Below are 20,561 nucleotides of genomic sequence, written 5' to 3' on the forward strand. Positions count from 1 at the left end.
AAGTTTTATGGTCTACCCGACATCTTTTGTTTACGCCAGCTTAAAATTCTTTTTGGGTGTAAATAGACAAGTCCAAGAATGAAACCTGTTACTAAACCGCCTAAATGTGCATAAACATTCACATTTGGTTGAAGAAATGTCATGATGACACTTATGATGATGATTGGTAAGATGAGCTTACGAAGCATTGGCATTGTACGACGTGTATAGTAAACTAATGCCCCAAAAGCACCAAAAATTCCAAAAATAGCCCCACTTGCACCAAGACTCGCATAACTACTATCATAGAAGATATAGGTTGCCATGTTGCCTACAATACCTGAAACCAAATAAATTGTGATGAAGCGTGCTTTACCTGCGATTTTTTCAAGCTCTGGACCAAAGAGATATAAGGAAAACATATTAAAAAACATATGCATAAATCCTGCATGTAAAAACATTGCAGAAAAGACACGCCACCATTCACCATTTTGAATCAGGAAATTTGCTTGGATTCCGTAATTCCACAAGAGTGTTCCGACGCCGGGTATAAGAGACAATACATAAAGCGTTAAGTTAATTGCTATTAAAGTTGAAACAATAGGGTAATACTTTGTATATTGCTTAAAATTTTCTGTTCTACTAAACATGGCTCCACCTCAATTTACAATTATTATACATGCCTTGTTGGAAATAGGTAAAGGAGAAGGTCACATGATTAAGGGAATTGGTCTCGATATTGTAGAAATAGATCGTATTGAAAAAGCCATGAAACGTACAGATAAATTTAAAGATCGCATTTTAACAGTTAAGGAAAAAAAATTATTTGACGGTCATTCAGAAACTCGTAAAATAGAATTTTTGGCAGGGCGATTTGCTGCTAAAGAAGCATTTTCGAAAGCGCTAGGAACAGGCCTTGGGGAACAATGTAAGCTTCATGATATGGAGATATTAAGAGGAGAGGCTGGCAATCCCGTCTTATATTTTAAGGAAGAGCTTGTCAATGGATTTGTTAGTATTACGCATTCTAAACAATATGCGGCTGCTCAAGTAATCTTATTAGAATAGTACTTAACTTGTCTAAAAGGTTGGCTTATAAATTTAAATATATTGCCCTTTCTTCAAATGACATAACTGACAAATACGGTTCATATATTGTCGTAGTGGATTTGAAAGAAGAAAGGGTGAAAGCGTGGGCAACCGTATAGTTAAATGGCTCGTCTTACTTTGTACGATATTACTTCTGTCGGCATGTGGTGCAGCCTCACAGGAAAAAGTGTTGAAGAAAGTGAATGGTAAATGGGCAGAAACAAATGGTTATGAGTTAAATGCATCGATGGAGATTAAATCTGGTGGTGAGCCAAGAAATTATGATGTGACAGTATGGCATACAAAACCTGATTTCTATCGAGTAGAAGTAGTCGAAAGTGGGAAAGATGTTTCTCAAATGATTGTGCGTAATGCTGATGGCGTTTTTGTAGTAACACCGACATTAAACAAAATGTATAAATTCCAAAGTGACTGGCCAAAGAAAAATAGTCAGGCTTACTTAATTGGAGCGCTAGCAGAAGATTTAGCAGAAGATAAAAATCTTGTCATGAAAGAAGAAGAAAAAGCATATATATTTGAAGCGGCTACTAGAAATAGCTATAAAAATAGTATGCCTCATCAAGTCATTACGGTAGATAAGAAAACTTTATTGCCAACCTCTGTAGCGATTATGAATGATGTGAAGGAAGAGCAAATTCGTATCACCTTTAAGAAAATAAAATTAGGTGTGCAACATGCTGCAAAAGAGTATGCTGTTGAACAATTCACTGATAAAGATAGCACGAAAGGTGAACAAGCTACACCTGCTGACAAAGAGGGGCAAGAAGGAAAAGATGAAAAAGAAGCAGTTGGTGCAGAAGTTGAATATCAAGAATTCCAAACACATTATCCTGTTCTAAATTGGGCACAATTAGCGAATGAAAAAGTTGTGCAAGAAAATGGTATGGAACGTGTTATCCTAACTTTCGATGGTGAAAAGGCATTTACAGTTATGCAGCAACCAGTAACAAAGGAAAATTCAATGTTACCAGTATCGTCACCTGGTGACCCAGTTGACTTAGGCTATACAATAGGAGCTATTACAGATACATCGATTAGTTGGGAAAAAGATGGTGTTGAATTCTTTGTAGCTTCAAGCAAGTTGACGCGAGAAGAGATGATTGAAGTTGCTACATCTATGACGATAAGTAGTATGAAGTAACTTTGCTAGCTACAGCTTTCAGAAATATGAAAGCTGTAGCTTATTGACAATATGAAATAAGATCTCACTGTTTAGAAAATGTTAAGTTATTTCCTTTAAAGTGAGAGTTCTGGAGAATGGAACAATAACATTGTGTGGACAAGCTAAATAGACGTACTAGAACAAATGTATGTCATACATAGTGTTTTAATTAAAAATAAAGAGGGTATTCTTATGAAGACACAGCAGTATTTTCGACCAACCAAAGCAATGATAGACTTGCAAGCAATCCAACAGAACGTTAAAAATTTAAAAGAATTTTTACAACCTAATGTTCAAATTATTGCTGTAGTAAAGGCAAATGCGTACGGCCATGGAGATGTAGCCGTTGCACGGGCGGCACTTGAGGCTGGTGCCACAATACTTGCAGTGGCAACGCCCGACGAAGCATTACATATACGAGCACATTTTGAAGAACCAGACATACTAATATTAGGTGCATCTCCTGTTTCCTTTGCTCCTTATGCAGCACAACAGCGTATTATTCTTACAGCATTTGCTAGTGATTGGATTCAACAAGCAGCTCCTCTTTTAGTGAATGAAGAACTTCCTTTGCGTCTACATATAAAAGTAGATAGTGGAATGGGGAGACTAGGCATTCGCTCAGAGCAAGAGCTAGTAGAACTATACGAAACCATACAGTCTACAGCTAATGTGGAGCTAGATGGCATATTCACTCACTTTGCGACAGCGGATGAAGAAAATTCGACACATTTTAATCAGCAAGTACAGTTTTTTGAGAAGTGTTTATCAGTCATGCCTTTAAAGCCGCGACTTGTTCATGCATCTAATACGGCAGCTTCATTAGTGAAAAATTCACACCTACAGTATGATGCTGTTCGATATGGGATATCGCTGTATGGATTATCTCCTTCTCCCTATGTGGAAAGCATTTTACCATTCCCACTAAAACCTGCCTTCTCGCTTGAGAGTGAACTTGTTCATGTGAAGCAAATCAAAGCAGGTGAATCAGTTGGCTATGGCGCTACGTTTACTGCTCAGACGGAGACGTGGATAGGAACTATTCCGATTGGCTATGCAGATGGCGTAATTCGTAAGTTAGGTGGACAAGAAGTATTGGTTGATGGACAGAAAGTGCCGATTGTTGGACGAATTTGTATGGACCAATGTATGGTTGCGCTACCAAAAGCATATGCTATAGGTGAGAAGGTAACACTCATTGGTCAACAAGGACAGCATGTGATTTCCATCGATGAGTGGGCTACAAAGCTTGAAACAATTAATTATGAAATACCATGCATTATAACAGCAAGAGTTCCTAGAATATACTTTTAATGAACCTTCATTAGAATTAGTTACTGATACACAGTACACATTCTCTCAATAGCATTCACTGTAATGTGTAATGAACAACATTCCAATGTAAAAGTTGAATTTGGTAAATAAATTAGCACTGGAGAACTTATTTCTTTTCCAAACATAAAGTAACTCATATTTGGAAGAACATTGCAATAATAATTATTCAGCATATACCTTCGACAACCAACATATTTTTACAATTTGTACTTCAAATTGTCAGATATTTTGTCATTTCATGTCTTTTCAACAATATCTTTCAATGATAGAATGAGAAGTAATGAAAAAGTGTATGGTTCCGTTGGAGGTGCTTGCTGTGTACGAGAAAAAGTTAAGAGAAGCTACAATTGCTGTTCAAGACAGACTATTTCTACAAACAAAGGAAGTAATTGAAGGTGAATCTTTTGTGCGTACTTTGGCGCGCAAAAATTTAATGCAGGAGCAACCAAATCAAATACGGGAAGCTATGATTAAAGGATATGTTGAAATGTCTCATATTAATTTAATGATTGCAAGTGAATGCTTGCATGCAGAATATGAAGCACAGCATATGGTGGAGCGTCTCGTTAGCGGGGGATGACACTTTGAATGTAAAACGTGGTGACGTTTTTTTTGCAGACTTATCACCGGTAATAGGTTCTGAACAAGGAGGCACTAGACCGGTGCTGATTATTCAAAATGATATTGGCAATCGATTTAGTCCGACTGTCATCATCGCAGCTATCACTGCACAGATTCAAAAGGCAAAGTTACCGACACACGTTGAAATCAATGCTGAAAAGTATGGTTTTGAACGTGATTCGGTTATTTTGCTAGAACAGGTGCGGACAATTGATAAGTCAAGATTGACGGATCGTATTACGCAACTTGATCATGCTGTGATGGAAAAAGTTGATGGAGCGTTGATGATTAGTTTAGGTCTAGTTAAATTTTGATATACATATGTGTATAGAAGCATCGAGATAATAAAATCTCGGTGCTTTTTTTGTTCTCTATCGATAGTTTGAATTTACTATTTATCTTGATTCAGCTGGCCAACTCTCCATAAAAGTTCAATTTTGTTAGATAAAACCTCTGGCAGAAGTCACAAATTTTGAAGAAAAGTTTTTCGAGCAGCTTCAATAAATCGGAGCTAAATTCCGTTGAGGCGTAATTGATAAATAGTACAAAAAGCTTTAAGATATATTCAAGATTTTTAATAAAAATAGATTTTTGAAAAAATTCTTAAAAGGTATATGAAAATTTACATAGAATATTCCATTAATAGAGGTTATGAAGTTTAATTTAAGTCCAGCAGGTCGAACTATAGTGTAAGAGTATAACACTGTAAGGAAATGGAGGGACAGCAGTGACATGTAAGTCTTCGGTTGAAATTATTACAGAGTGGGATATTGTGGCAGCAAGACAACTGGGGCGTAATGAAGCAAGAGCACTTGGATTTGGCACTGTTGATCAAGCTCGTATAACCACAGCAATTAGTGAATTAGCACGAAATATATATTTATATGCGAATATAGGGACGATTGAAATTGAAAGGGTTGAGATAGATCATGAAAAGAAAATAGTCGTTATTGCAACAGATAAAGGACCTGGGATTCAAAATGTTCGCAAAGTAATGGAGGATGGTTATTCTACTTCAGGAGGGCTAGGAGCTGGTTTACCAGGTGTTAAACGATTGATGGACAGTTTAGATATTCAATCTGTCATGGGAGTGGGTACAACAATAAGGGCGGAAAAATGGTTGCGTTAGGACGTGAAGAAATTGAAACAATTAGAAGCTCAGTATAAAAAAATATTATCAGATTATATGGTCAGCCAAACTGAAAGAAATTTATATATTGCTCAAAATTTCACGCGTCAGTTAATTCAAAAAAATATATCTCCAGAGGATGTTGTTAGTATTCATAAAAATGCTGTTGAACAAATATTTCCTGATCAAATGAGTGAATCACAGCCAGCCTATGATTTTCTTATTGAAGTGATGGTTCATTATGGGATGGCACATAGAGAGCATCAAAGCTTACTTCAAAAGCAAGCTGAATACGAGATGGAAATGAAAATTGCGACAAACATTCAAAAAACGCTATTGAAAACATATGTGCCGCAGCTAGAAAGTATTGATATAGGAATGATTTCAGTTCCTATTCGTAGAATGAATGGTGATTATGTACATTTTTTTCATGATGGTGAAGAATATTTAAGTGTGGCAGTGACAGATGTTGTCGGCAAGGGAGTTCCTGCTGCGTTATGTATGTCGATGGTGAAATATGGGCTTGAAACATTAGGATATGCATATAAAGATCCTTCCTATGTTTTAGAAGTCATTAACAGGGTAATTGAAAAAGGTGTGGACGACAGTATGTTTGTTTCTATGTTTTATGGATGCTTAGATGTACAACACAATATCTTTTCTTATGCCTCGGCAGGTCATGAGCCAGCGTTACACTATATTGCCAAGGACGATCGATTCTATTCTTTGGAGGCTAAAGGCTTATTACTCGGTGTTTTACCTGAAACAAAATATTCGTTTCATGACATTGTTTTAGAGGACAATGATTTGATTATTATGATGACCGATGGTGTGACTGAATTTAGAGCACAGGAAGACTTGAATTCTAGAGAGGTTATTACAACTTTAATAAAACAAAATAGACATTTAACAGCCCAGCAGTTGTGCCAACTTCTTTATAAGGAAATAGAGAAAGCTCAGAATTTTAAACTATCGGATGATTTTACTGTCGTTATTTTAAAAAAATAGGTTTAATTATTAATAAAATAGGGAATAGACAATAGTCTAACAAATATGGTGGAGGTGTGCTATATGGACGTAACGATATATTTTAAAGAGATTGATCATAAATTATTTGGTTTTGTTGAAGGGGAAATCGATACATTTACCGCGTCTGGTTTAAGAGAGGAATTAGAAGCGGTAAAGATTACAGACGGATTAGAAATTGAACTTGATTTATCAAAAGTAAATTACATGGACAGTACAGGTCTTGGGATATTTGTTGCCTTTTATAAAAGAGCATTACGTGAAAATGGCAAAGTGAAGCTAGTTGGTTTATCGAATAGATTGCAAAGATTGTTTGAAATTACGGGTCTAAGTGATTTGATGGATATTGAAACTGATAAAAAGGTGGAATTAAAATAATGAAGGAATTTGACTATATTGAAATTAGAGTTCCTGCTAAACCGCAATTTGTCAGTGTCATTCGATTAACTGTCTCGGGCTTAGCTAGTAGGATTGGCTTTAGTTATGATGATATCGAAGATTTAAAAATTGCTGCAAGTGAGGCTGTGACAAATGTTGTTCACCATGCTTATAAGGATGAAGAAGAAGGTGAAATTGTCATCGGGTGTGCTTTGTATGACAATAAAATGGAAATGATGATTGCGGATTATGGCAACAGCTTTAATTTCGAAGAGATCAAGTCTAAGATTGGACCGTATCATCCTGAGGAAAGTATTGCAGGGCTAAGAGAAGGTGGCTTAGGACTTTATTTAATGGAAACTTTGATGGATGAGGTGATGATCAATAACGATGGTGGCGTAACTGTCTTCATGACAAAGTATGTCGCTAGGGAGCAGGTGGAAAAAAATGTCGAAAGAATCACTACATAAATCTTCATCCAAGGAAGATATACTAAAGTGGATTGAATTGTACCAGTCAACGGAGGATGATGAAGCGCAAACAAAATTAGTGATTCATTATCGATATCTAGTTGAGTCAATAGCTCGTAAATATTCGAATGGTAAATCTTATTATGATGATATTGTTCAAGTAGGGATGCTGGGATTGTTAGGTGCAATCAGACGTTTTGATCCGAATGTTGGTCGTAGTTTTGAAGCATTTGCTGTGCCAACGATTGTTGGAGAAATCAAGCGTTTTTTACGTGATAAAACATGGGATGTTCATGTGCCTAGACGAATAAAAGAATTAGGACCGAGAATCAAATCAACAGTGGAGGCGCTGACGATTGAATTGCAGCGTTCTCCTTCTATTCAAGATATTGCTGAGCGATTAGAAGTAGCCGAAGAAGAGGTATTGGAAGCGATGGAAATGAGCCGTAGCTATCAGGCTCTTTCTATGGATCATTCGATAGAGTCAGATTCAGATGGCAGTACAGTCACCTTATTTGATATTTTGGGTAGGGAAGACGATGGTTATGAAATGACTAATAAACGCATGATTGTTTCAGAGGCGCTTGTTGTGTTAAATGAAAGGGAAAAACAAATTATTCAGCTTACATATTTAGAGCAACTTAGTCAAAAAGAAGCTGGAGAACGATTAGGAATTTCTCAAATGCATGTATCTCGAATACAAAGGAAAGCAATAAAGAAATTACAAGAGGCTATTCTAGCAAGTGGCGGTGTTTCGCTCTAATCTTTCTTTGGGTGTTTTATGTGTTAAACACTTATAAATGGATGAAGATAGTCTACTCATATTCGTCTGAGTAGACTATCTTTTTGCATTTTTAGTAAAGTGTAATGGTAAAATGAAAAGAAAAAGGTAGTGATGATGTGGAACAAAAGCAAATGTTACAGCTCATTGCAAAGGATGTTGTAGTCAAACCAGGGCAAGTAGATGCTGTTATTAAGTTATTAGAAGAGGGAAATACGGTACCATTTATTGCACGTTATCGAAAGGAAGCAACGGGCTCTCTCGACGAGGTGCAAATTAAAGCTGTGGAGGATCGTTATCACTACATACAGCAACTTGAACAACGGAAAGAAGAGGTTATTCGATTAATCCGAGAGCAAGAAAAACTTACACCAGAATTAGAAAAAGCCATACTTGCTGCAACCGTCTTACAGCGGGTAGAGGATTTATATAGACCTTACAAGCAAAAAAGACGTACAAAGGCGACGATTGCCAAAGAAAAAGGATTAGAACCTCTTGCAGAACTTCTCTTGGCGTTTAGTAATGACGCATTAGAGCAGCTAGCAGTTGGTTTTGTGGATAATGAACAGGTTGCCAATACAGAAGAAGCACTAATGGGCGCACGTGATATTTTAGCAGAACGTTTTGCAGATGATGCTGCGATTCGTGAAAAAATCCGCGCCTATTCATGGAAAGATGGAGTCCTTGTAACGACTGTAAAAAATGCTGAGATCGATGAAAAAAATGTTTTTGAAATGTATTACGAGTATGAAGAACCTGTTAATCGCATCGTTCCGCATCGCATCTTAGCGATCAACCGTGGAGAAAAAGAGGAAGTTTTAAAGGTTTCAATCCAAGTGCCAGTAGACAGAGTTTTGATGATTATGTGGAAGGAATGGATACCTGCAATTGGCTCATCTCCTGCAATTGCAGAAGTAAAACTGGCAATTGAAGATTCGTACAAACGTTTAATTCAGCCTTCGATTGAAAGAGAATTACGAAACGAATTGACAGAGAAAGCTGAAACACAAGCAATTCATATTTTCTCTGAGAATTTACGTAATTTATTACTGCAGCCACCTATGAAAGGGAAATATGTATTGGGGGTTGACCCAGCTTACCGCACAGGTTGTAAGTTAGCAGTTGTAGATGAAACGGGGAAAATGTTAGAGGTTACAGCTATTTATCCACATCCTCCTAAACCAGATGTAGCAAAAGCGAAAGCTACTGTGAAAGGAATTTTAGAAAAATATCCAATAAGCATAATTGCAATTGGTAATGGTACAGCATCGCGTGAAACAGAACAATTTATTGCAGATGTACTAAATGAACTTACTACTGATGTTGCGTATGTTATTGTCAACGAAGCGGGAGCATCTGTTTATTCAGCGTCAGATATTGCACGGGCTGAATTTCCCGATTTACAGGTTGAGCAGCGTAGTGCTGTGTCCATTGCACGCCGCTTACAAGATCCTTTATCAGAGTTAGTGAAAATTGAACCTAAAGCGGTTGGTGTAGGTCAGTATCAGCATGATGTTTCTCAAAAAAAATTAAATGAATCACTAACTTTTATAGTAGAAACTGCTGTTAACAAAGTAGGGGTTGATGTAAACACGGCTTCTTCTTCACTCTTACAATACGTTTCTGGTTTATCCAAAACAGTTGCAGAGAATATCGTGAAGATGCGAGAAGAAAATGGTCAATTTTCTACACGTGCACAATTAAAGAAGATTCCAAGGCTAGGTGCTAAAACGTATGAACAAGCTATCGGCTTCTTACGTGTCCCTGAAGCAAAAAATCCGTTCGATGCTACAGGTATTCACCCAGAGAGCTATGATTTAGCTGAACAAATATTAGCAGAAGCTCAAATTGATAAAAAAGAGCTAGGGACGCCGAAAGCCGAAGAAGCTATTGCAGCTTTAGATATTCAAAATTTAAGTAGCGTGCTTGGCATAGGTGTTGTGACTATTCAAGATATTGTGGATACTTTAATGAAACCAAGTCGTGACCCACGTGATGCCTTCCCACAGCCTTTGCTTAAAACAGATGTATTAAAAATGGAAGATTTAAAAGTAGGTATGGAACTGCAAGGCACAGTGAGAAATGTGGTGGACTTTGGAGCGTTTGTTGATATTGGCGTAAAGCAAGACGGGTTGGTGCATATATCTAAATTACAAAACAAACGCATTAAACATCCGTTAGAAGTTGTTGCATTAGGTGATATTGTCACAGTATGGGTAGAACAAATAGATGTCAATAAAGGGCGTATTTCTTTAACAATGCTTCCGCCTAAAAATCAAACATTATAATTTAAGTAATAAATATTTACCACACTGTCTATACTACACAGTGTGGTATTCTTGTTGTTAGAGGTGATTAATATATGAACAATGAGGAGTTACAACAACTTGTTCACGGCTTATCCTTGGAAAGCTTTCAAAAACCTTTTCAGCATCAGGCTTACTTTAATGCTAGATTACGTTCAACTGGTGGACGATATCTTTTACAATCTCATAATATTGAGATAAACCCGAAAGCCTATGAGTTATATGGCTATAGAGAGATTGAAGGTATTGTACTCCATGAATTATGTCATTATCATTTACATATTGAAGGTAAAGGGTATCAACATCGAGATAAAGATTTTCGAGAGCTATTAAGAAAAGTAAATGCACCTCGATTTTGCTCAGTTTTACAACCCCCTAAAGCTACAACTAAAAGACATCATCGTCATACTTATACTTGTGTCAATTGCCAACAACTATATGTACGGAAAATAAAAATGAATGTTGAGAAGTATTGCTGTAGTAAGTGTTTGGGTAGGCTAATACTAGTGGAATAAAAAATTATAAAAAATAGTTGACGTTTTGTTGAGTTGTCCCTATAATAGTAAAAGTCGACAAGATAACGACGACAGCAAAACATAGTATTCCGAAGTAGCTCAGTTGGTAGTAGCACCTGACTGTTAATCAGGTTGTCGCAGGTTCGAGTCCTGCCTTCGGAGCCATGGCCCCTTGGTCAAGTGGTTAAGACACCGCCCTTTCACGGCGGTAACACGGGTTCGAATCCCGTAGGGGTCATTTCTTCATAATTTAATTAATACTATTTATTGGTCCCGTGGTGTAGCGGTTAACATGCCTGCCTGTCACGCAGGAGATCGCCGGTTCGATCCCGGTCGGGACCGCCACTTTTTGGGGTATAGCCAAGCGGTAAGGCAACGGATTTTGATTCCGTCATGCCTAGGTTCGAATCCTAGTACCCCAGCCATTCATTTCTTAATTTGAGCCATTAGCTCAGTTGGTAGAGCATCTGACTTTTAATCAGAGGGTCGAAGGTTCGAGTCCTTCATGGCTCATCTTTTTAGGAAAAAACATTGACTTCTCAGATCCTTGTAGTATAATGAGAAAGTTACTGATTGAATGCGGTCGTGGCGGAACGGCAGACGCGCTAGGTTGAGGGCCTAGTGGGGGCAACCCCGTGGAGGTTCAAGTCCTCTCGGCCGCACCAAGTCAATTAATTTTATATTCTTATATGCGCCCGTAGCTCAATTGGATAGAGCGTCTGACTACGGATCAGAAGGTTGTGGGTTCGACTCCTGCCGGGCGCGCCAATTTATAAATCATATTATGCGGGTGTAGTTTAATGGTAAAACCTCAGCCTTCCAAGCTGATGTCGTGAGTTCGATTCTCATCACCCGCTCCAAAAAAGTGTTGACAACTTTCCGGTTGTCTGATAGACTAAAGAAGTTGTCCGAAGAGACAATGATATGAACCTTGAAAACTGAACAAGCAAAACGTAATCAATAAAGTTTTCAGTAACTAGCTTTGGTTAGTGAACGAAACAAAATTTTGGACATCAAAATTGATGCCAGCAAAACAATTTGAGCTATTCAAATTTCTTTTATGGAGAGTTTGATCCTGGCTCAGGACGAACGCTGGCGGCGTGCCTAATACATGCAAGTCGAGCGAACAGAGAAGGAGCTTGCTCCTTCGACGTTAGCGGCGGACGGGTGAGTAACACGTGGGCAACCTACCTTATAGTTTGGGATAACTCCGGGAAACCGGGGCTAATACCGAATAATCTGTTTCACCTCATGGTGAAACACTAAAAGACGGTTTCGGCTGTCGCTATAGGATGGGCCCGCGGCGCATTAGCTAGTTGGTGAGGTAACGGCTCACCAAGGCGACGATGCGTAGCCGACCTGAGAGGGTGATCGGCCACACTGGGACTGAGACACGGCCCAGACTCCTACGGGAGGCAGCAGTAGGGAATCTTCCACAATGGGCGAAAGCCTGATGGAGCAACGCCGCGTGAGTGAAGAAGGATTTCGGTTCGTAAAACTCTGTTGTAAGGGAAGAACAAGTACAGTAGTAACTGGCTGTACCTTGACGGTACCTTATTAGAAAGCCACGGCTAACTACGTGCCAGCAGCCGCGGTAATACGTAGGTGGCAAGCGTTGTCCGGAATTATTGGGCGTAAAGCGCGCGCAGGTGGTTTCTTAAGTCTGATGTGAAAGCCCACGGCTCAACCGTGGAGGGTCATTGGAAACTGGGAGACTTGAGTGCAGAAGAGGATAGTGGAATTCCAAGTGTAGCGGTGAAATGCGTAGAGATTTGGAGGAACACCAGTGGCGAAGGCGACTATCTGGTCTGTAACTGACACTGAGGCGCGAAAGCGTGGGGAGCAAACAGGATTAGATACCCTGGTAGTCCACGCCGTAAACGATGAGTGCTAAGTGTTAGGGGGTTTCCGCCCCTTAGTGCTGCAGCTAACGCATTAAGCACTCCGCCTGGGGAGTACGGTCGCAAGACTGAAACTCAAAGGAATTGACGGGGGCCCGCACAAGCGGTGGAGCATGTGGTTTAATTCGAAGCAACGCGAAGAACCTTACCAGGTCTTGACATCCCGTTGACCACTGTAGAGATATAGTTTCCCCTTCGGGGGCAACGGTGACAGGTGGTGCATGGTTGTCGTCAGCTCGTGTCGTGAGATGTTGGGTTAAGTCCCGCAACGAGCGCAACCCTTGATCTTAGTTGCCATCATTTAGTTGGGCACTCTAAGGTGACTGCCGGTGACAAACCGGAGGAAGGTGGGGATGACGTCAAATCATCATGCCCCTTATGACCTGGGCTACACACGTGCTACAATGGACGATACAAACGGTTGCCAACTCGCGAGAGGGAGCTAATCCGATAAAGTCGTTCTCAGTTCGGATTGTAGGCTGCAACTCGCCTACATGAAGCCGGAATCGCTAGTAATCGCGGATCAGCATGCCGCGGTGAATACGTTCCCGGGCCTTGTACACACCGCCCGTCACACCACGAGAGTTTGTAACACCCGAAGTCGGTGAGGTAACCTTTTGGAGCCAGCCGCCGAAGGTGGGATAGATGATTGGGGTGAAGTCGTAACAAGGTAGCCGTATCGGAAGGTGCGGCTGGATCACCTCCTTTCTAAGGATTATTTCGGAATACAAACCTAGGGTTTGTAAGATTACGTTTTGCGTTCAGTTTTGAAGGTTTATTCTTTCTTGAATGAAAATCTTCAAAACTTGTTCTTTGAAAACTGGATAAAACGACATTGAAATTGTAACAAACACATTTATTTTTTAAGTTTTTTTATAGGCTTAATAACATTAAAAGGTTTCAAGACACGAGCAGTTCTAGGAAGCAACCGAGTGAATGAAGGAGCGTACTTGAGTACGTGACTGATTGAACGAGTGAAGCTGACAACGAAATGTGATGTGTATTGAAAGCCGTTAGGTTAAGTTATTAAGGGCGCACGGCGAATGCCTTGGCACTAGGAGCCGAAGAAGGACGGCACTAACACCGATATGCTTCGGGGAGCTGTAAGTGAGCTTTGATCCGGAGATTTCCGAATGGGGGAACCCACTACGTTTAATCGCGTAGTATCTTGACGTGAATACATAGCGTCTTGAAGGCAGACCCAGGGAACTGAAACATCTAAGTACCTGGAGGAAGAGAAAGAAAAATCGATTCCCTGAGTAGCGGCGAGCGAAACGGGAAGAGCCCAAACCAAGAGGCTTGCCTCTTGGGGTTGTAGGACACTCAATACGGAGTTACAAAAGAGCGAGTTAGATGAAGCGACTTGGAAAGGTCCGCCAGAGCAGGTAAAAGCCCTGTAGTCGAAAGTTCGTTCTCTCCTGAGTGGATCCTGAGTACGGCGGAACACGTGAAATTCCGTCGGAATCCGGGAGGACCATCTCCCAAGGCTAAATACTACCTAGTGACCGATAGTGAACCAGTACCGTGAGGGAAAGGTGAAAAGCACCCCGGAAGGGGAGTGAAAGAGATCCTGAAACCGTGTGCCTACAAGTAGTTAGAGCCCGTTAATGGGTGATAGCGTGCCTTTTGTAGAATGAACCGGCGAGTTACGATTACGTGCGAGGTTAAGCTTTAGAAGGCGGAGCCGCAGCGAAAGCGAGTCTGAATAGGGCGAAATAGTACGTGGTCGTAGACCCGAAACCAGGTGATCTACCCATGTCCAGGGTGAAGGTAAGGTAACACTTACTGGAGGCCCGAACCCACGCACGTTGAAAAGTGCGGGGATGAGGTGTGGGTAGCGGAGAAATTCCAATCGAACTTGGAGATAGCTGGTTCTCTCCGAAATAGCTTTAGGGCTAGCCTCGTGATGAGAATACTGGAGGTAGAGCACTGTTTGGACTAGGGGGCCATCCCGGTTTACCGAATTCAGACAAACTCCGAATGCCAGATATTTATACACGGGAGTCAGACTGCGAGTGATAAGATCCGTAGTCAAAAGGGAAACAGCCCAGACCACCAGCTAAGGTCCCAAAGTAATCGTTAAGTGGAAAAGGATGTGGCGTTGCACAGACAACCAGGATGTTGGCTTAGAAGCAGCCATCATTTAAAGAGTGCGTAATAGCTCACTGGTCGAGTGACGCTGCGCCGAAAATGTATCGGGGCTAAACGATTCACCGAAGCTGTGGATTGACATCTACGATGTCAGTGGTAGGAGAGCGTTCTAAGTGCGTTGAAGTCAGACCGGAAGGACTGGTGGAGCGCTTAGAAGTGAGAATGCCGGTATGAGTAGCGAAAGACGGGTGAGAATCCCGTCCACCGTATGACTAAGGTTTCCTGAGGAAGGCTCGTCCGCTCAGGGTTAGTCGGGACCTAAGCCGAGGCCGATAGGCGTAGGCGATGGACAACAGGTTGATATTCCTGTACCACCTCCTCACCGTTTGAGAAATGGGGGGACGCAGTAGGATAGGGTAAGCGCGCTGTTGGTTATGCGCGTCCAAGCAGTAAGGCGTGTGTGTAGGCAAATCCGCACACTGTAACGTTGAGCTGTGATGGCGAGTCCGTATGGACGAAGTTCCTGATTTCACACTGCCAAGAAAAGCCTCTATCGAGGTGAGAGGTGCCCGTACCGCAAACCGACACAGGTAGTCGAGGAGAGAATCCTAAGGTGTGCGAGAGAACTCTCGTTAAGGAACTCGGCAAAATGACCCCGTAACTTCGGGAGAAGGGGTGCTCTTGAGCGTGCAAGCGCATGAGAGCCGCAGTGAATAGGCCCAGGCGACTGTTTAGCAAAAACACAGGTCTCTGCAAAACCGTAAGGTGACGTATAGGGGCTGACGCCTGCCCGGTGCTGGAAGGTTAAGAGGAGTGGTTAGCGCAAGCGAAGCTGCGAATTGAAGCCCCAGTAAACGGCGGCCGTAACTATAACGGTCCTAAGGTAGCGAAATTCCTTGTCGGGTAAGTTCCGACCCGCACGAAAGGCGTAACGATCTGGGCACTGTCTCAACGAGAGACTCGGTGAAATTATAGTACCTGTGAAGATGCAGGTTACCCGCGACAGGACGGAAAGACCCCGTGGAGCTTTACTGTAGCCTGATATTGAATTTTGGTACAACTTGTACAGGATAGGTAGGAGCCAGAGATCTCGGAGCGCCAGCTTCGAAGGAGGCGTCGGTGGGATACTACCCTGGTTGTATTGAAATTCTAACCCATGCCCCTTAGCGGGGCAGGAGACAGTGTCAGGCGGACAGTTTGACTGGGGCGGTCGCCTCCTAAAAGGTAACGGAGGCGCCCAAAGGTTCCCTCAGAATGGTTGGAAATCATTCGTAGAGTGTAAAGGCACAAGGGAGCTTGACTGCGAGACCTACAAGTCGAGCAGGGTCGAAAGACGGGCTTAGTGATCCGGTGGTTCCGCATGGAAGGGCCATCGCTCAACGGATAAAAGCTACCCCGGGGATAACAGGCTTATCTCCCCCAAGAGTCCACATCGACGGGGAGGTTTGGCACCTCGATGTCGGCTCATCGCATCCTGGGGCTGTAGTCGGTCCCAAGGGTTGGGCTGTTCGCCCATTAAAGCGGTACGCGAGCTGGGTTCAGAACGTCGTGAGACAGTTCGGTCCCTATCCGTCGTGGGCGTAGGAAATTTGAGAGGAGCTGTCCTTAGTACGAGAGGACCGGGATGGACACACCGCTGGTGTACCAGTTGTCTTGCCAAAGGCATCGCTGGGTAGCTATGTGTGGACGGGATAAGTGCTGAAAGCATCTAAGCATGAAGCCCCCCTCAAGATGAGATTTCCCATTACGCAAGTAAGTAAGATCCCTCAAAGACGATGAGGTAGATAGGTTCGAGGTGGAAGTGTGGTGACACATGGAGCTGACGAATACTAATCGATCGAGGACTTAACCAAAAATGTTTGAACCATTCAATGAACCGTTTATCCAGTTTTGAAAGAATAATTTCTTTTATGAAGGGTTTCAAGATACGAGTAGTTCGAGGAAGCAATGGAGAGAGGGAAGGAGCGTACTCAAGTACGTGACTGACTGAACGACAGAAGCTGACGAAGAAATACGATGTATCTTGAAAGCCGACCATAGTCTAGTGATGATGGCAAAGAGGTCACACCCGTTCCCATACCGAACACGGAAGTTAAGCTCTTTAGCGCCGATGGTAGTTGGGGGCTTCCCCCTGTGAGAGTAGGACGTCGCTAGGCAATAGAAACAGTCAGCTGTATGCTGACTGTTTTTTTATTTCCGTTTATGATTGTTGCTATATTCTATCCAGAATTCAGCATTTTTAATTCCAACTTCTCTTGGATCAAAAATAGGATCGAGACCAGCCTTTTTTTGTCGATCATAATCTCGCAAAACTTGAATGGCTGGTTTGGTTAATAATACAATCGCAATAAAGTTTAAATAACTCATACTTCCGAATCCAATATCTCCAAGCCCCCACATAAGACTGACCGATTGTACACTTCCGACATAAACAACGAGTAAGAAGATTATTTTTAATACTAATTTCAAAATGGGGAAGCGTAGCTTATTATCTAAATAAACAATTGTTGTCTCTGCAATATAGTAGTATGCCATTAGAGTGGTGAATGCGAAGAGGAAGATGGCAATAGCCACGAATCCACTTCCAAAATCATGGAATACTGTAGATACTGCTGCTTGTGTATAAGCAGTACCTGCCACGACGCCTGGGATATTTTCAACTAACGGTGCCGTTGTTCCAGGAGGAGTAACATTATACATACCTGTAATGAGAATCATTAATGCTGTAGCAGTACATACAATGATTGTATCAATATAGATTGAGAAACCCTGAACTAAGCCTTGTTTAGCAGGATGAGATACTTCAGCAGCAGCAGAACTAAATGTTGCTTCTCCAGCTCCAGCTACATTTGAAAATACGGAGCGTCTTACACCCCAGGCGATTGCAGTACCAACTATACCCCCAAAGATTTCATTAGTACCAAAAGCACTTGTAATAATAAGTTTAAACATACCTGGAATTTCACTCACATTAGCCCCTAATATGATAAGTGTTAAAATGACGTAGGCAAGTGCCATGATAGGAACAATTTTGTCAGCAACACGAGCTATACGTTTAACACCACCAAATATGATTAATCCCAAAAGAACAACAATCACCGCGCCTGTTATAAATGGTGGAATATGAAAAGCAGTATTAAATGAAGTGGCAATTGTGTTTGCCTGGATCCCTGGCACTAGAACACCATATGAAAGACAGATAACAAACGCAACAAATATAGCAAAGCCTTTTAGTTTTAAACCCTTTTCAATATAGTATGGTGAACCACCACGATACTGACCATCAGCCTTTTCTTTATATAATTGGGCAAGGGTAGATTCTATAAATGCACTTGCACCCCCTAGAAATGCCATAACACCCATCCAAAATACTGCGCCTGGTCCACCAGCAGCAATGGCCGTAGCCACACCTGCGATATTACCAACACCAACTCGTCCAGACAATGCCATACAAAAAGCTTGGAACGACGAGATTCCTTCTTTTGATTCTTTACGTTCACGTAATAAACGAATCATCTCAGGAATATAACGAAATTGAACAGCTTTTGTCAGGATGGTAAAGTAAAGACCCACACCTAATGCTAAGTATACGAGTGCATTCCCCCAAATATAATCGACCAATGTATTAACGATTGTCTCCATAGATTTTCCCCCTTGTTTTCTTCAATCAAAACCCGAAATTCCCACCCAAGAAATTGTGTACTATACAGCAGCATCCATTTTGTCACACAAATCAGTAATTCAATATTATGGAAGGTACATATATGGCATATTGTTTAAGAATCAAAACCTCCTTTCACGATTTTTAATCACATCATATGTATTGCATGTTTTATGCCATAAAGCAAAAAAGCCTTTTACTCATGAAGATGAGAAAAAGACTTTTATTCTTTAATAGGCATTTTTAATGAATCGTAAGCGGTCCAACAGATTCATCCCAAATTTGTTTCATCTGTTGACGACCGGCTGAAATTTCAGGATGAAATTGAATATGTGCAGTAGCTCTTGTTTTTTCAACATCTTGGATAGCAAGCTTAATATCATACTTTGAGGCTCCTGCATTGAGACGTTGAGCAATTGTAAGGCCAGCAACTTTTCCTTGTGCTAATGCTACCTTGGCTCCTTCAATGCCCGTAATATTTCCAGCGACATACAACCCCTCTAAATTAGTTTCCATTTGTTCATTATGTAAAGGAATGAACCCACCTAATTCTTCGATATAATGGAATGGACAACCAGCTAAAGAGGCAAGTTCTGCTAAAGGGTATAGGCCGCCAGCGATACAAATAAAATCTGCTTTGATTCGTTGTTCGCTACCTTTAACAAGAGAGCCATCTGTATTCACTGTTGCTAAAACGACCCCTTCAACTTGATCTTTACCGACGATTTCAATAACAGCTTTACGCAACATAATAGGTATATCCCACATTTTCACACCATTTTTGGGATAAAAGGAAATACCGAGCTTTTTCATAAAGTCATTTTTCATCAATTTGCTGCCCATTTTAACAAGAGGGGAGGGAGCCATATGAGCTACATGTAATAAGGAGTTCATAACCTCTAAAGGATTACTATTCTTCTTCGCTAACAAGTTAGAGGGAGGTAATGTGATAGCTGCTACTTGAACCCCTGCTAATTGTAATTCCATCGCAATAGCAGAAGATAGTACATTGACCCCGACAATGACTCCCCGTTTACCAGGCTTCACACGATGCACATTTGTCATTACTTGTGCTGCTCCAACAGACATTACACCTGGTAGAGTCCAGCCTGGAATTGGGAAAGGTGATTCGGCAGCTCCAGTAGCTAATAGCAGATGTTGGGTACGAAATATACCTTTGGTTGTGTGGATGATCCACGTTTGATCCACTTTTTCTAAATCGGATACACTTGTTTGTAGTAAAAATTCAACATTGACTGCTTTAGCTCGTTTTAATAAACGTTCAGATTCCACAATACCATTCCACCATGTTCCTGGCTTCTCTTCATATAATTGTCCAAGTAATCGCCCGCCAGCATATAAATATTCATCGATAACAAGGACAGCAATATTTTTTTCCGCCAATGTAATGGCCGCCGCAAGCCCGGCAGGACCAGCTCCAATTATAATTACTTTATTATTCATGGTTCTTCCTCCAGTCCCTTACTGTCGTAGGAAGCGGCTGCCCACTTTTTACAACCATCCCATCTGAAATAGGGGTTAAGCATGCTCGCTCGCCGTCCAAGCCGTTTATATTGACACGGCATTCAAAGCAGTGACCAATATTACAATAAATGCCTCGAGGCTGCCCTGTTTCTTCGTGCAAACGTAAAGTGCGGATTCCTTGTACTAGCAATGCAGCAGCTAGGGATTCACCTTTGTAACCTTCAATTACCTGATCGTCAAAAGTAAAAGTTATTTTTTCTTTTTGGATTAAATTCCCTAAAACGGGGTGGGTAATTATACGTTCTGTCATGATTTAACCTCCCCTAAATCGGAGAATCGCACTGGTCGAATGGGTGCCTGATGTTTTAATGAAATTTCATCATTTGTACGTGGATGATGAAGATGAGCAATATTATCTACCATAGTACGGCATGTACGGCCACCGCAATAGCCCATTCCTGCACGTGTTCGTAACTTCAGTTCTCGTGCAGAGCACTTATATTTTGATGCGCTTTCTATTAATTCATCGTAACTAATTTCTTCACAACGACATACAATCATCGATTTATTTTGCATAGTTCCACCTCTACTATATGAAATACTTTCCATAC

Annotated in this window: 17 protein-coding genes, 8 tRNA genes and 3 rRNA genes; 23 read left to right on the forward strand and 5 right to left on the reverse strand. The window is 41.2% G+C overall.

The window, feature by feature from the left end; translation table 11 throughout:
- Positions 1-5: 5 nt before the first annotated feature.
- Positions 6-629, reverse strand: a complete 624-nt coding sequence (locus tag AC6BKE_RS05820) for a rhomboid family intramembrane serine protease (RefSeq protein WP_036119129.1) — start codon at positions 627-629, stop codon at positions 6-8.
- Between the two features lie 64 nt (positions 630-693).
- Here AC6BKE_RS05820 and acpS point away from each other — a divergent pair, with 64 nt between their 5' ends.
- The 23 genes from acpS to rrf all read left to right on the forward strand — a co-directional run bounded on the left by acpS (position 694) and on the right by rrf (position 16,960).
- Complete coding sequence (acpS, locus tag AC6BKE_RS05825) at positions 694-1,047, forward strand: holo-ACP synthase (RefSeq protein WP_036119125.1); 354 nt, start codon at positions 694-696, stop codon at positions 1,045-1,047.
- A gap of 124 nt (positions 1,048-1,171) precedes the next feature.
- Positions 1,172-2,230: a LolA family protein gene (locus AC6BKE_RS05830; RefSeq protein WP_036119122.1), complete on the forward strand. Its 1,059-nt coding sequence runs from the start codon at positions 1,172-1,174 to the stop codon at positions 2,228-2,230.
- Positions 2,231-2,443: 213 nt separating this feature from the next.
- On the forward strand, positions 2,444-3,565 hold the full coding sequence (gene alr, locus AC6BKE_RS05835; RefSeq protein ID WP_036119117.1) for an alanine racemase: 1,122 nt from the start codon (positions 2,444-2,446) through the stop codon (positions 3,563-3,565).
- 337 nt (positions 3,566-3,902) lie between these two features.
- Positions 3,903-4,166 carry a hypothetical protein gene (locus AC6BKE_RS05840; protein WP_036119113.1) on the forward strand — a complete coding sequence of 88 codons (264 nt, stop codon included), beginning with the start codon at positions 3,903-3,905 and terminating at the stop codon, positions 4,164-4,166.
- Between the two features lie 4 nt (positions 4,167-4,170).
- Positions 4,171-4,521 (forward strand): type II toxin-antitoxin system PemK/MazF family toxin, encoded by a 351-nt coding sequence (locus AC6BKE_RS05845; RefSeq protein WP_004232054.1) that lies wholly within the window; start codon positions 4,171-4,173, stop codon positions 4,519-4,521.
- A 413-nt stretch (positions 4,522-4,934) separates the two neighbouring features.
- Positions 4,935-5,336, forward strand: coding sequence for an anti-sigma regulatory factor (locus AC6BKE_RS05850; protein ID WP_036119108.1), 402 nt, complete (start codon positions 4,935-4,937; stop codon positions 5,334-5,336).
- Between the two features lie 57 nt (positions 5,337-5,393).
- On the forward strand, positions 5,394-6,344 hold the full coding sequence (locus tag AC6BKE_RS05855; RefSeq protein ID WP_371327986.1) for a PP2C family protein-serine/threonine phosphatase: 951 nt from the start codon (positions 5,394-5,396) through the stop codon (positions 6,342-6,344).
- A gap of 63 nt (positions 6,345-6,407) precedes the next feature.
- The gene (locus tag AC6BKE_RS05860) at positions 6,408-6,740 is read left to right on the forward strand and encodes an STAS domain-containing protein (RefSeq protein WP_036119101.1); all 333 of its coding nucleotides are present in this window, start codon (positions 6,408-6,410) and stop codon (positions 6,738-6,740) included.
- Positions 6,740-7,210: an anti-sigma B factor RsbW gene (gene rsbW / locus AC6BKE_RS05865; protein ID WP_036119099.1), complete on the forward strand. Its 471-nt coding sequence runs from the start codon at positions 6,740-6,742 to the stop codon at positions 7,208-7,210. The genes AC6BKE_RS05860 and rsbW overlap by 1 nt, the downstream gene beginning before the upstream one ends.
- A complete protein-coding gene (sigB, locus tag AC6BKE_RS05870) occupies positions 7,188-7,973 on the forward strand; it encodes an RNA polymerase sigma factor SigB (protein ID WP_036119097.1) in 786 nt (261 codons plus the stop codon). Before rsbW ends, sigB begins: the two co-directional genes overlap by 23 nt.
- Positions 7,974-8,110: 137 nt before the next feature.
- On the forward strand, positions 8,111-10,279 hold the full coding sequence (locus tag AC6BKE_RS05875; protein ID WP_036119089.1) for a Tex family protein: 2,169 nt from the start codon (positions 8,111-8,113) through the stop codon (positions 10,277-10,279).
- A 74-nt stretch (positions 10,280-10,353) separates the two neighbouring features.
- Complete coding sequence (locus AC6BKE_RS05880; protein ID WP_499856155.1) at positions 10,354-10,812, forward strand: SprT family protein; 459 nt, start codon at positions 10,354-10,356, stop codon at positions 10,810-10,812.
- An 88-nt stretch (positions 10,813-10,900) separates the two neighbouring features.
- A tRNA-Asn gene (locus AC6BKE_RS05885) sits at positions 10,901-10,977 on the forward strand.
- A 1-nt stretch (position 10,978) separates the two neighbouring features.
- Positions 10,979-11,050 (forward strand) — tRNA-Glu (locus AC6BKE_RS05890).
- Between the two features lie 31 nt (positions 11,051-11,081).
- Positions 11,082-11,157, forward strand: a tRNA-Asp gene (locus AC6BKE_RS05895).
- Positions 11,158-11,162: 5 nt separating this feature from the next.
- Positions 11,163-11,237 (forward strand) — tRNA-Gln (locus AC6BKE_RS05900).
- A 15-nt stretch (positions 11,238-11,252) separates the two neighbouring features.
- Positions 11,253-11,325 (forward strand) — tRNA-Lys (locus AC6BKE_RS05905).
- A gap of 66 nt (positions 11,326-11,391) precedes the next feature.
- Positions 11,392-11,477: transfer RNA gene (locus AC6BKE_RS05910), tRNA-Leu, on the forward strand.
- A 26-nt stretch (positions 11,478-11,503) separates the two neighbouring features.
- Positions 11,504-11,580: transfer RNA gene (locus AC6BKE_RS05915), tRNA-Arg, on the forward strand.
- An 18-nt stretch (positions 11,581-11,598) separates the two neighbouring features.
- Positions 11,599-11,672, forward strand: a tRNA-Gly gene (locus AC6BKE_RS05920).
- Between the two features lie 197 nt (positions 11,673-11,869).
- Positions 11,870-13,421: ribosomal RNA gene (locus tag AC6BKE_RS05925) — 16S ribosomal RNA — on the forward strand.
- 308 nt (positions 13,422-13,729) lie between these two features.
- Positions 13,730-16,657, forward strand: a 23S ribosomal RNA gene (locus AC6BKE_RS05930).
- 187 nt (positions 16,658-16,844) lie between these two features.
- Positions 16,845-16,960 (forward strand): 5S ribosomal RNA (gene rrf / locus AC6BKE_RS05935).
- The 16S, 23S and 5S rRNA genes sit together here with 8 tRNA genes alongside, the layout of an rRNA operon.
- 34 nt (positions 16,961-16,994) lie before the next feature.
- Here rrf and AC6BKE_RS05940 read toward each other — a convergent pair.
- The 4 genes from AC6BKE_RS05940 to AC6BKE_RS05955 all read right to left on the reverse strand — a co-directional run bounded on the left by AC6BKE_RS05940 (position 16,995) and on the right by AC6BKE_RS05955 (position 20,526).
- The gene (locus tag AC6BKE_RS05940; RefSeq protein ID WP_499856158.1) at positions 16,995-18,446 is read right to left on the reverse strand and encodes an alanine/glycine:cation symporter family protein; all 1,452 of its coding nucleotides are present in this window, start codon (positions 18,444-18,446) and stop codon (positions 16,995-16,997) included.
- A gap of 262 nt (positions 18,447-18,708) precedes the next feature.
- Positions 18,709-19,929, reverse strand: a complete 1,221-nt coding sequence (locus AC6BKE_RS05945) for an NAD(P)/FAD-dependent oxidoreductase (protein WP_089934205.1) — start codon at positions 19,927-19,929, stop codon at positions 18,709-18,711.
- A complete protein-coding gene (locus AC6BKE_RS05950) occupies positions 19,922-20,260 on the reverse strand; it encodes a (2Fe-2S)-binding protein (protein WP_036119074.1) in 339 nt (112 codons plus the stop codon). The genes AC6BKE_RS05945 and AC6BKE_RS05950 overlap by 8 nt, the downstream gene beginning before the upstream one ends.
- Positions 20,257-20,526 (reverse strand): (2Fe-2S)-binding protein, encoded by a 270-nt coding sequence (locus AC6BKE_RS05955; RefSeq protein WP_058843564.1) that lies wholly within the window; start codon positions 20,524-20,526, stop codon positions 20,257-20,259. The genes AC6BKE_RS05950 and AC6BKE_RS05955 overlap by 4 nt, the downstream gene beginning before the upstream one ends.
- Positions 20,527-20,561 lie beyond the last annotated feature (35 nt).

The sequence above is a fragment of the Lysinibacillus sp. COL-1 genome (assembly GCF_059814265.1).